This is a genomic window from Frankia sp. CcI156 (genome assembly GCF_001983015.1).
GTDB lineage: Bacteria > Actinomycetota > Actinomycetes > Frankiales > Frankiaceae > Frankia > Frankia casuarinae.
On record NZ_MOMD01000011.1, the window covers coordinates 67,015 to 78,266 of the forward strand.

An 11,252-nucleotide genomic window follows, 5' to 3' on the forward strand; every position below is an offset into this window, starting at 1 on the left:
GGACGGCACCGGCGGATCAGGTCAGGATCTTGGTCTTGCCCCRCTCGAACTCGGCCTCGCTGATGATCCCCCGGTCGCGCAGGTGCGCGAGCTTGCCGAGTTCGTCGGCGTCGCTCGTTGTCCCGGCGGCCTCCTGGAGGTAGGCGCGCCAGGCCTGTTCGTCGCGCTGCGCCGCGGCGCGGCTGCGCTCGTGCATGCTGCCACCCCGCACGATCAGGTAGGCGATCACGCCGAGCCAGGGCAGCACCACGATCGCGACCGTCCAGGCGGCCTTCGCCCATCCGGACAGATCCTGGCTGCGGAACACATCCATGATCACCGCAAACAGCAGCCACAGCCACAGGATGAAAGCAAAAAACCACAGCATATAGAGGAAGACACTGAGTAGCGGAAAATCGGGATCCACGGAGTACCTCCTGTCCACCTGTCCACGCCGTGGTCGGGCGGTGGCCTGGACGGGCCACGGCCGTCCCGGCGTCCTGGGCCCCGGTTCCGGCCCGGACCCGGTTTCTGACCCGGTCCGTTCATACCCGCGCCGGGCCGTTCCCCCCGTCTCGCCGCCTCACCCGCCGGGGGTGGACCGCCCAGCGCGCTCACCCGCTCACCCGGCAGTCCGGTCAGCCGGCAGTCCCGGTCAGCCCGGAGGCGCGGGGGACGATGGGGACATGGGGGGCGCCGAGCGGCGCATGGTCGCCTGCCCCGCCGAACTGATCTCGGTCGCCGGATACGAGCAGTCGAGCGTGCCGTCGCCGTGGAGCACGAGGTCCAGCCAGGTGGCGGCGAAGCACAACGCCCCGACCCGGGTGAGACGTTCCTCGAGCCGGACCGAGGCGCCGGACACCCCCCGCAGCACGAGCTCGCCGGCGCATCCACTCTCCGGGTAGGCACTCGTGCCGATCACCTCGCCGATCCGGCCGCCCCGCAGCACCAGCTCGGCGTTGAAGTGCACGAACGCCTGCGTCACCGATCCGCTCCAACTGCCGATCATGCCCGGGGGCAGCGCCTCGCCAGCCTCGGCGCCCGGTTGCGACCCGACCCCCGCCGGATCCCGCGTGGCGACCGTCGGCGGCGAGGCACGACGCCGGTCGCCGTCGCCGCCGTCGTCCGCGCCGAACAGCTGGTACGCCCCGGCGGCCACGGCGGCGAGCAGCACCAGGAGGATCATCGCCCCGGCCATCAGCCGGGGTGCCCGCCACGACCGGACCCACCCGACCGCGCCGGGGGGCCGCGCCGTCCCTGGCCAGGCCGGCGGGAACGGCACGGGTCGCGACCCGGTCCGGCGCCGGATCACCGCGTCCGGCGCCGGGGACCGCGGCAACGACGCGGCCGGGGATGCCGAGGACGGCGGCAACGACGCGGCCAGGGATGCCGGAGATGCCGGAGATACCAGGGATGCCGGGGCGGAATCGGCTGGGTGGGACGCGGCCCAGGTCAGCAACGCCTGCGCTCCCTCCGCGCGCAGCCGGCTCGCCGGGTTCTTGGCCAGCAGCCCGGCGATCGCTGCCGACAGCCTGCCGCCCCGGAGGAAGGGTGGCGGATCGGCGTGCAGCACGGCGCCGATAGTGGTGGGCAGCGTGTCGCGCTGGAACGGTGAGACCCCCTCGACGGCAAAGTAGAGGGTGGCGCCGAGGGCGAACAGGTCGCCGGCCAGGGTCGCGGGGCCGCCGAGGAGGCGTTCGGGCGCCATGTAAGCGGGCGTCCCGCCGCTGCCGATGCCGCCGGTGAGGGTCGGGTCGGCGGCGTGGGTGGCGATGCCGAAGTCGGTCAGCAGCACCCGGCCGTCGTCGGCCAGCAGGATGTTCGATGGTTTGACGTCCCGGTGCAGCACGCCCATCCGCTGACCCGCGACCAGGGCGTCGAGGACCGCGAGCCCGACCTGGATGGCACGCTCGGGCGGCAGGGGACCGTCCCGGTTGACCGTCGTGGCGAGTGTGCCGGCCCGGACCAGCTCCATCACGATCCACGGCAGGCCGTCGTGTTCCACGGCGTCATGGACGGTGACCACGTGTGGGTTCCCCCGCAGCCGGGCGGCGTTGCGGGCCTCGCGCATCGCCGTCTCCACTCCGGCGGCACGCTCGTCGTCGTCGAGGTCGGCGGAGACCCGGATCTCCTTGATCGCCACCTCGACCCGGAGCACGTCGTCGTGGGCCCGCCACACGGTGCCCATCCCACCGGAGCCAATCCGTTCGACGAGCCGGTACCGCCCGGCGACGAGCGGGCCGATGCCGACACCATCCACAGTCACAGGGGCATCCTCGGCGACGGCGCAACGGCTGCGGGAGCGGGGGCGGGGCGCGCGTGCGCCGACGGTCGCCGCCGGCGGCGACCGTCGGCCGGGGCCGGAGCCGGGGCCGGGGCCGGGGCCGGGGCCGGGGCCGGGGCCGGGGCCGGGCTAGGATGCGCCCCGAAGCTTGGCGAGCGCCTCGGCGAGGATCGCCTCGCCGTCCTTTTCGTTCCGTCGTTCCCGCACGTAGGCGAGATGGGTCTTGTACGGCTCGGTGCGCGGCGGGGCCGGGGTGTTGTCCCGATCCCGTCCCGCCGGAAAACCACAGCTCGGACAATCCCACGTGTCGGGGATCGCCGCGTCCGCAGCGAACGACGGTCTCGTCTCGTGCGCGTTAGCGCACCAGAAGGAGATACGTTGCCGGGGCGCGGTCTCGCCCCGTTCCGCCTCTCCCATCGGTCCTGCCCCGACCCGGCTCCCCCGGATGGCGTTGCCACCTGCCACGGCCCGCGTGCTCCTTCGTCTCGTCCCATGGGTGGTAGCACGGAAACCGTGCCTGCCGATTTCGCTGCCTCGAGTGCCGCGAAACCTCGTACCCGGTTTCGTAAACCTGACGTTCCCGGCGCTTTTCCCCAGATGTTCCTCCGGGTACGTCCTGGAGGGAGTGTAGGCCGCGAGAGCCACCCATGGATGCACCGGCCACCCCCGCCTGGTTACCCCTGGCGTTACCCCCGGTGGGAGGAGCGTGTTCAGGTCGGCTGTCATCCGGACCCCAGCGAGACCGCGGTCGGATCGGCGGTGCCGATCGACGGCACGATCGTGAACGCGGTGACGTTCGTGCTGTGGAACTGCGGGGTGTGCACGACGGCCAGCGGGATCACCGCGACCTGCTCGACCAGCGTGTGCTCCAGGTCGGCCCAATTGCTCGCGGCGGTCGCCTCGCTGGTGGCCCGCAGCGCCGTGGCGAGCAGATGCAGGGCGCCCGGATCCCGGTAGCCGCCGTCGGCCGGCCTGGGGCCGGCCCACGTCTCGTCCAGCAACGGCTGGAAGACGGTGCGGCCCGCGTCGCCGTACCAGTCCGGGGCGATAGTAGTGAGCGCCAGGTCCCAGAACTGCCCGGTGGGGTGGACGGCTGCCGCACGGTAGCGCTCGCCGGTCCGGATCCGGATGTCGAGGCGGATACCGGAACGGGCGAAGGCGGTCCGCAGTGCTTCGGCGGCCGCCACGTCGGTGGCGCTGTCCGTGGTGAGCAGGGACAGCGCCGTGACGGGTCCRCCGGGGGTATGGCTCAGCGCCTCCCGGCAACGGGCCGCGTCGCCGAGTCCCGCCGGGCTCGGGAAGGGATCCGCGTCGGTGTAGCCGGTCATCGTCTCCTGCAGCAACCCGGTGGCGGCAGCGGCGAACTCGGGGCCGCCGAGCGCCGCCGCGAGGCTCACCCGGTCGATGCAGTAGGGCAGCGCCCGGCGGACCGACAGCTCACGCAGCGCGGCCGCGGAGGGCCCATTGAACCCGACGGTGAGCGCCAGGGTGACCCCGACCCCGTCGACCACGAGACGGGGGTCGTTCGCCCTGGCGAGCTCCACGGCCCGGCTGTCGGGTATCTTCCCGTCGAGCGACATGTCCGCGTCGCCGCTCTCCAGCTCCTGCTGCATGGCCTCCGGACTCAGGCCGTCGAAGATCGTTATATGGTCGGGCAGGGCGCGGCGGATCCCGTCCGAGGACGCGCTCCACGATGGGCTGCGCGACAGCCGGTACCCCTCGCCGGGGGCGACCGTGAACCGGTACGGCCCGGCCGAGACCAGGTTGTGCAGGTACTCCAGCGAGTCCGGCGGGTAGGCCAGGGCCTCCAGCGGCACCGGGGAGGCCGCCGGCAGCGCCAGCACGTCCACGAAGTCGTTCACCGGGGCCAGTAGGTGGAACGCGAGCGTGTCGTCGCCGACGATCTCGATGCCCTCCACGGTGCTGCTCTCGACGAAGGCCGCGGCGTCGGCGACCGGGGTCGCCGCCAGCTGGGCACAGAACTCCCGGAATCCGACGATGGTCGCCGTGAAGTAGCCGCGCAGCGGTGACGGGTTCGGGGGCGTGCACAGTCGCTTGATGCCGCGGGCGACGTCGTTGGCAGTGATCCGGCGCTGGTTGGGGGTGTCCCAGCGCGCCGCGGGACGCAGCCGCACCGTGTAGACCAGCCCGTTCTCGGTGACGACCGGCGCGCCGACGGCGAGGTCCGGCCGCGGGATGGTCGACTTCGTCGTGTCCTCGTCGGAGGGATAGCTGTACAGCTGGCGGGTCACGAGCCGGCTGACCGCCCGCTCGCCGGGCTGGTCGGCCCAGCCCGGATCGCCACTGGGCATCCACTGGGTGACGATCCGCAGCGTGCCGCCCGGCTTGCCGGACGGAGGGGGCGTGGTGGTCGTCGCCGGGGTGGGACTGGCAGCGAGCTCACGCGATCCGTCCCCCGAGCCACCGCTGCAGGCGGTCACCGTGGCAGCCAGGACCGTGGCGAGCAGGATCGTGGCGAGCACGGACACGAGGCGAGGCAGCCGGCCTCCACGGCCGCGACCACTCCCGCGGCCGGGACCAGGGCGCGGGCCGAACTGGGCGTTCAATTCTTCAGCAGCAGACCGAGACCGACGATGCAGGTGAACCAGATGATCCCAACAGCGATGGTCAACCGGTCGAGGTTCTTCTCCACGACCGAGGACCCACCCAGCGACGAGGACACGCCGCCGCCGAACAGGGTGGACAGCCCGCCTCCCTTGGCTCGGTGCAACAGCACAAGCATGATCATCAGAATACTCGCGACAATCAGGGCGATCGACAGACCGATCGTCATCTAGACCAGCTCCCGCTCCTCGGGGAAGTGGCAGGCCGCTCGGTGCCCAGGCCGAACCTCCGACAAGGGCGGTTCCACCGTCCTACACACCTCCTCGGCCTTCCAGCAACGTGGGTGGAACCGGCACGCCTTGAGGGGATCGGGCGGGCCGGACACGTCGCCACGCAACAGTATCCGCTCTCACCGACAGTGCTTCGCCTGGTCCGGTGGTCCGGCACCGGGACGGCCGGCGGCAGGGCGAGTGCGCGGTAGGCGAGTGTACGGACGCGTCCGCCGTCAGGCCGGCGGCCCGCTGCGCACGATGCCGACGAACTCCTCGGCGACCAGGCTCGCCCCGCCGACCAGCCCGCCGTCCACGTCCGGCATGGTGAACAGCTCGCCGGCGTTCGCTGCCTTCACCGAGCCGCCGTAGAGGACACGGATCCCCGCGGCGATCTCATCGCCGTACTGACTGGCCAGCTGGCCGCGGACCGCCGCGCACATGTCCTGGGCGTCCTGCGCGGAGGCGGTGCGGCCAGTGCCGATCGCCCACACCGGCTCGTAGGCGATGACGATCGTCGCGGCCTGCTCGGCGGTGATGCCAGCCAGCGACCGCTCGAGCTGACGCAGCACGTGCTCGACCTGGGTGCCGGCGGCCCGGATCTCCTCGGGCTCCCCCACGCACAGGATAGGGGTGAGCCCCACGGAGAAGGCCGCCTTCGCCTTGGCCGCCACCAGCGCGTCGTCCTCGTGGTGGTCGGCCCGGCGCTCGGAGTGCCCGACGACGACGTAGTCGCAGCCGAGCTTGGCCAGCATCGCCCCGCTGATGTCACCGGTGTGCGCACCCGACGCGTAGGGGGAGAGGTCCTGCCCGCCGTAGGCGATGGCGAGCTTGTCCCCGTCCACCAGGGTCTGCACGCTGCGCAGATCGGTGAACGGCGGGAGAACGACGACCTCGACGGTCTCCAGCTCGGCGGGCTTGAGATCGAAGGCGATCTTCTGCACCAGCGCGATCGCCTCGAGGTGATTGAGGTTCATCTTCCAGTTGCCGGCTACCAGCGTCCGTCGGCCGGTGCCCTTGACGCCGGCGGCGCCCTTTGAACCGGCAGCGCCCTTCACCGACCTGTCCTTGCCCACGCCGTCCTCGTCCTTCCCGGATCCCCTGTTCTTCCCGGATCCCCTGTCGGAACCTCGCTCAGATCTTCCCCGGCCCAGCAGGGCCATCAGCCGGCCCCGGCCCCGGAGGTCCCGCGGACGCCGGACGTCCCGCGGAGGCCGGACGTCCCGCGGAAATCAGACATCGAGGGCCGCGAGCCCGGGCAGCGTCTTGCCCTCCAGGTATTCCAGGCTCGCGCCGCCGCCGGTCGAGATGTGACTGAAGGCATCCTCCGGGATGCCGAGCGTGCGGACCGCCGCGGCGGAGTCGCCGCCACCCACGACGGAGAACCCCTTGCCGGCGGCGACCGCCTCGGCCACCCCCCGGGTGCCCGCAGCGAACGGCGCGAGCTCGAACACGCCCATCGGCCCGTTCCAGAAGACCGTGGCCGCTCCGGCCAGCCGCGCGGCGAACAGCTCCGTCGACGCCGGGCCGATGTCGAGCCCGAGCCAGCCGGCGGGGATGGCGTCAGCCGCGACGACGGCGGTGTCCGCGTCGGCGGCGAACCTGTCCGCGACGACGACGTCGGTCGGCAGCACGATCCGCTCCCCGCCCTCGGCGAGCAGCTCCTTGCACGTTTCGATCATCTCGGTCTCCAGCAGCGACCCGCCGACCCCGTGACCGAGCGCCGCCAGGAAGGTGAAGCACATCCCCCCGCCGACGAGCAACGCGTCGACCTTGGGCAGCAGCGCGCGGATCACGCCGAGCTTGTCGGACACCTTGGACCCGCCGAGCACGACACTGTAGGGACGCGCCGGGTCGCTGCTGAGCCGGCGGAGCACTTCCAGCTCGGTACGCACGAGCCGACCCGCGGCGTGCGGCAGCCGCTTCGGGACGTCGGCGACGCTGGCATGGGCCCGGTGGACCGCGCCGAAGGCGTCCCCGACGTAGAACTCGGCGAGCGCCGACAGCTCGTCGGCGAAAGCCGCGCGGATCGCCGCGTCCTTGCTGGTCTCCCCGGCGGCGAAGCGCAGGTTCTCCAGCAGGGCCACCTCGCCGTCCCCGAGTCCGGCGACCACCTCGCGGGCATGCGCACCGGCGATGTCACCGCTGCCGTCGCCGGCGAACGCCACCGGCCGGCCCAGCAGCTCGGCGAGCCGACCCGCCACCGGCTCCAAGGAGTACTTCGGGTCCGGTTCGCCCTTCGGCCGGCCCAGGTGCGAGCTCACGACCACCCGGGCGCCCCGGTCCAGCAGCGCGGAGATGGTCGGGACGCTGGCGCGGACCCGGCCGTCGTCGGTGATGCGCGGGGTGTCACCGGAACGATCCAGCGGCACGTTCAGGTCACTGCGGACCAGCACTCGGTGCCCGGCGACCTGCAGGTCGTCGATCGTCCTCACGCTTCGTTACTCCATTGGGGAGAGAAATTGTCGAGGAAGAGCCGGAGAGGATCCTCTCCGGCCCGGTCGGGAGGAACGGCCGGGGAGGACCGGCGCCGCCCGACGGGTTTCGCCTGCCGGCGGCGCGCGGGCCCAGCGGCGCGCGGCGACCAGCGGCGCGCGGGCCTAGAGACGCGCGGCGACCAGCGCGGTCAGGTCGACCAGCCGGTTGGAGTAGCCCCACTCGTTGTCGTACCAGCCGACGACCTTCACCTGATTGCCGGCGGACATCGTCAGCAGCGAGTCAAACGTGCAGGACGCCGGGGTGTTGACGATGTCAGAGGAGACGATCGGGTCCTCGGTGTAGACAAGGTAGCCCTTCAGCGGGCCCTCCGCCGCCGCTTTGAACGCCGCGTTGACCTCTTCCTTGCTGGCCTTCTTGTCCAGGGTGGCCACCAGGTCGGTGACCGAGCCGTCGAGGACCGGCACCCGCATCGCCAGTCCGTCGAGCTTGCCCTTGAGGTGGGGCAGGACCAGCGCGGTGGCCTTCGCCGCACCCGTGGTGGTCGGGATGATGTTCTGCGCCGCAGCCCGCGCCCGCCGCAGGTCCGAGTGCGGGAAGTCCAGGATGACCTGGTCGTTGGTGTAGGCGTGGATGGTGGTCATCAGCCCCTGGCTGATACCGAAGKCCTCGTCGAGCACCTTCGCCATCGGCGCGACGCAGTTCGTCGTGCAGGATGCGTTGGACAGGATGTGGTGCCTGGCCGGGTCGTAGGCGTCGTCGTTCACGCCTATCACCACAGTGATGTCCTCGTCCTTGGCCGGCGCCGAGATGATGACCTTCTTGGCACCCGCCTGCAGGTGCTTGCCCGCATCCGCCGCCTTGGCGAAGCGGCCGGTGGACTCGATGACGACGTCCACGCCCAGATCGGCCCAGGGCAGCGCCGCCGGGTCGCGCTCGGCCAGCACCTTGATCACGGTATCACCGACGCGGATACCCTCGTCAACGACACCGACCGCAGCGGAAAGCGTACCCAGCGTGGTGTCGTACTTGAGCAGATGCGCGAGAGTCTTGTTGTCGGTCAGGTCGTTGACCGCGACGATCTCGAGATCGTTCCGGTTGCTCGCCGCGAGCGCCCGCCAGAAGTTACGACCGATTCGCCCGAAGCCGTTGACACCCACCCGCGTAGCCACGTCCAGGACTCCCTACCGTCTTGTCTCGTCGTTTCGATAGTCACGCCGTCGTTCCATCGCGACGTCGTCGTTCGGTTGTGACGTTCTCGTTCGTGTGGCGCTGTCGTTCGTGTGGCGCTGTCGAGGCAGGAGCCTAACGAGTTTGCACATCATCGGCGGGAATCCGAACCGTGCGATGTTGGTCTCCTCACACGGTGCGGGCACGCCCCACCCGGAAACTACATCCCATCACATGGCTGCGCTGCCGCACCGCCGGTGCGCCTCCGCGMAGGGCCGGGGGCCGGCAGATCCCGTGGACCCGCGCTGACGCCGGCCGAACCGCCCAGGCGGGCGCCCCACAGGGCGGGTCCCACCCCGAAGAGCCCCGAAGAGCCATCCGATCCCGATGGTGCTACTGGGCCAGTAGTCCACTTGCGGGTATGACTTGCAGGTATGAAATGTCTGGGCCTGACCTGGGCCGCTGTTGCTCAGGCGTTCTCAAGGAGATCCGGGGAGACGCTCGCCTCGGTGTTGGGGATACCGAGCGCGTTGGCCCTCTTGTCGGCGAGCGCCAGCAGCCGGCGGATCCGGCCGGCGACCGCATCCTTGGTCAGCGGCGGGTCCGCGAGCGCGCCCAGCTCCTCCAGGGAGGCCTGCGCGTGCTCGATGCGCAACCGGCCGGCCGCCAGCAGGTGCTCCGGGGCGTCGTCGCCGAGGATGCGCATCGCGGCCTGCACCCGGGCGCCGGCGGCCACCGCGGCCCGGGCGGAGCGGCGCAGGTTGGCGTCGTCGAAGTTCGCCAGCCGGTTGGCGGTCGCCCGGACCTCCCGRCGCATCCGCCGTTCCTCCCAGGCGAGCAGGCTGTCGTGCGCACCGATCCTGGTCAGCAGCGCGCCGATCGCGTCGCCGTCGCGGATGACGACGCGATCGACGCCGCGCACGTCCCGGCTTTTGGCCTGGACCCCCAGCCGACGCGCCGCGCCGACCAGGGCGAGCGCGGCCTCTGGACCAGGCGAGGTCACCTCCAGCGAGCAGGACCGACCCGGCTCGGTCAGCGAACCGTGGGCGAGGAACGCGCCCCGCCAGGCCGCCGCGGCGTCACAGGCGGAGCCCGTGACCACCTGCGGCGGCAGCCCGCGCACCGGACGGCCACGCTGGTCGAGCAGGCCGGTGGACCGCGCGAGCTGCTCGCCGTCTCGCTCGACGCGCACGATGTAGCGCACCGAGCGGCGCAGCCCACCGGCGGCCAGCACGGCCACCGTCGAGGGGAAGCCGAAGACCTCGGCGACCTCACGACGCAACCGGCGGGCGGTCGCGCCAGTATCGAGTTCCGCCTCGACCACGATACGACCACCGACGATGTGCAGCCCCCCACCGAAGCGCAGCAGGGCCGCCATCTCGGCCCGCCGGCAACAGGGCTTCGCGACCCGCAGCCGGCTCAGTTCGTCCTTGACGGTGGCCGTCATCGCCGCCACACCGATCACTCCTTGGCTTCACCGGATGGGGTCCGGCGGACCGGTCCGCCGGACGATGAGTACTGCGTGACCGGCCGCCGGGACGCGGGCGTCGGGCAGGTCGCCTCCGGGAGTCCCGCGAACACCGCACGGAAGGCCGCGGCGAGCCGGACCGGATCGTGCACGGGCGCGCCGGGGATCCGCACCGGCGCCAGATGGAGCCGGGCACCGACGTCCGCCGCCGCCCGGGCGAGCAGATCGGGGTCGGGCACGGCGGTCGGATCGGCGATCACCACGTCCAGCCGCAGGCCGGGAACGTGCCGGCCGAGGGAGTGGAGATGGGCCTGGGGGGTGTATCCCTCGGTCTCCCCCGGCTGGGCGGTCAGGTTCAACACCATCACCCGGTTCGCCCGGGACGTCGCGATCGCCCGGTTCATCTCAGGAACCAGCAGATGCGGCAGCATGCTCGTGTAGTGCGATCCCGGTCCAAGGATGATCCAGTCGGCCGCGCCCGCCGCGGTCACCGCCTCCGGACAGGCCGGCGGTGCCGCCGGCGACAGCCGGACACCCGCGACCCGTCCACCGGTCGTGGCCACCGCGGCCTGCCCGCGCACCTCGACCTCGGCGGTGGGCGCCGCCGGATCCAGCCCCACGACGTCGGCGACGATATCGATGCCCCTGGTCGACAGCGGCAGCACCCGCCCCCGCACGCCGAGGAGGGTGGCGGCCAAGTCGAGCGCGGCCACCGGTGATCCGGTGCGCTCGGCGAGCGCGGTCAGCACGAGGTTGCCGACCGCGTGCCCGGCGAGCGGCCCGTCGCCGCCGAACCGGTGCTGGAACACGTCCGCCCAGGTGGTCGACCATCCGTCCGGTCCGGCCAGCGCGGCCAGGGCCATTCGCAGATCGCCCATGGGGAGCGCGCCGAGCTCCGCGCGCAGCCGCCCGGAGGATCCACCGTCGTCACCGACGGTCACCACGGCGGTAAGCGCCGAGGTGATCTGCCGGAGCGCGGCGAGCGAGGCGGCGAGCCCGTGGCCGCCGCCGAAGGCGACGACCGCCGGTGCCCGGTCCGGACCGTCGGAGCGCGCGGCTACGCCCTTGAGGTTCACGGATG

At 72.1% G+C, this 11,252-nt stretch carries 10 protein-coding genes and 1 pseudogene; all 11 read right to left on the bottom strand.

The annotated features are described in order from the left end of the window. Positions 1-16: 16 nt before the first annotated feature. Entirely contained in the window at positions 17-406 is a 390-nt protein-coding gene (locus tag CcI156_RS04775) for an SHOCT domain-containing protein (RefSeq protein ID WP_076804438.1), read from the bottom strand. A gap of 228 nt (positions 407-634) precedes the next feature. After that, positions 635-2,245 carry a serine/threonine-protein kinase gene (locus CcI156_RS04780; protein ID WP_035941789.1) on the bottom strand — a complete coding sequence of 537 codons (1,611 nt, stop codon included), beginning with the start codon at positions 2,243-2,245 and terminating at the stop codon, positions 635-637. A 147-nt stretch (positions 2,246-2,392) separates the two neighbouring features. Next, the gene (locus CcI156_RS04785; protein ID WP_011436081.1) at positions 2,393-2,728 is read right to left on the bottom strand and encodes an RNA polymerase-binding protein RbpA; all 336 of its coding nucleotides are present in this window, start codon (positions 2,726-2,728) and stop codon (positions 2,393-2,395) included. Between the two features lie 257 nt (positions 2,729-2,985). Continuing rightward, on the bottom strand, positions 2,986-4,752 hold the full coding sequence (locus tag CcI156_RS04790) for an ABC transporter substrate-binding protein (RefSeq protein ID WP_011436080.1): 1,767 nt from the start codon (positions 4,750-4,752) through the stop codon (positions 2,986-2,988). Positions 4,753-4,826: 74 nt separating this feature from the next. Then, positions 4,827-5,057, bottom strand: coding sequence for a preprotein translocase subunit SecG (secG, locus tag CcI156_RS04795; RefSeq protein ID WP_011436079.1), 231 nt, complete (start codon positions 5,055-5,057; stop codon positions 4,827-4,829). Next, a pseudogene (locus CcI156_RS04800) lies at positions 5,058-5,296 on the bottom strand (oligopeptide/dipeptide ABC transporter ATP-binding protein); the annotation flags it as partial. Between the two features lie 37 nt (positions 5,297-5,333). Then, a complete protein-coding gene (tpiA, locus tag CcI156_RS04805) occupies positions 5,334-6,260 on the bottom strand; it encodes a triose-phosphate isomerase (RefSeq protein ID WP_011436078.1) in 927 nt (308 codons plus the stop codon). A gap of 69 nt (positions 6,261-6,329) precedes the next feature. After that, the gene (pgk, locus tag CcI156_RS04810) at positions 6,330-7,532 is read right to left on the bottom strand and encodes a phosphoglycerate kinase (protein WP_023841694.1); all 1,203 of its coding nucleotides are present in this window, start codon (positions 7,530-7,532) and stop codon (positions 6,330-6,332) included. 165 nt (positions 7,533-7,697) lie between these two features. After that, a complete protein-coding gene (gene gap / locus CcI156_RS04815) occupies positions 7,698-8,705 on the bottom strand; it encodes a type I glyceraldehyde-3-phosphate dehydrogenase (protein ID WP_076804440.1) in 1,008 nt (335 codons plus the stop codon). A 467-nt stretch (positions 8,706-9,172) separates the two neighbouring features. Further along, on the bottom strand, positions 9,173-10,150 hold the full coding sequence (gene whiA / locus CcI156_RS04820) for a DNA-binding protein WhiA (RefSeq protein WP_076804536.1): 978 nt from the start codon (positions 10,148-10,150) through the stop codon (positions 9,173-9,175). Between the two features lie 14 nt (positions 10,151-10,164). Beyond that, on the bottom strand, positions 10,165-11,247 hold the full coding sequence (gene yvcK, locus CcI156_RS04825; protein ID WP_011436074.1) for a uridine diphosphate-N-acetylglucosamine-binding protein YvcK: 1,083 nt from the start codon (positions 11,245-11,247) through the stop codon (positions 10,165-10,167). Positions 11,248-11,252 lie beyond the last annotated feature (5 nt).

Bases quoted from the DNA above. Each gene is read 5' to 3' on its own strand.
- secG (WP_011436079.1), bottom strand. From the start codon at position 5,057: ATGACGATCGGTCTGTCGATCGCCCTGATTGTCGCGAGTATTCTGATG.
- tpiA (WP_011436078.1), bottom strand. From the start codon at position 6,260: ATGGCCCTGCTGGGCCGGGGAAGATCTGAGCGAGGTTCCGACAGGGGA.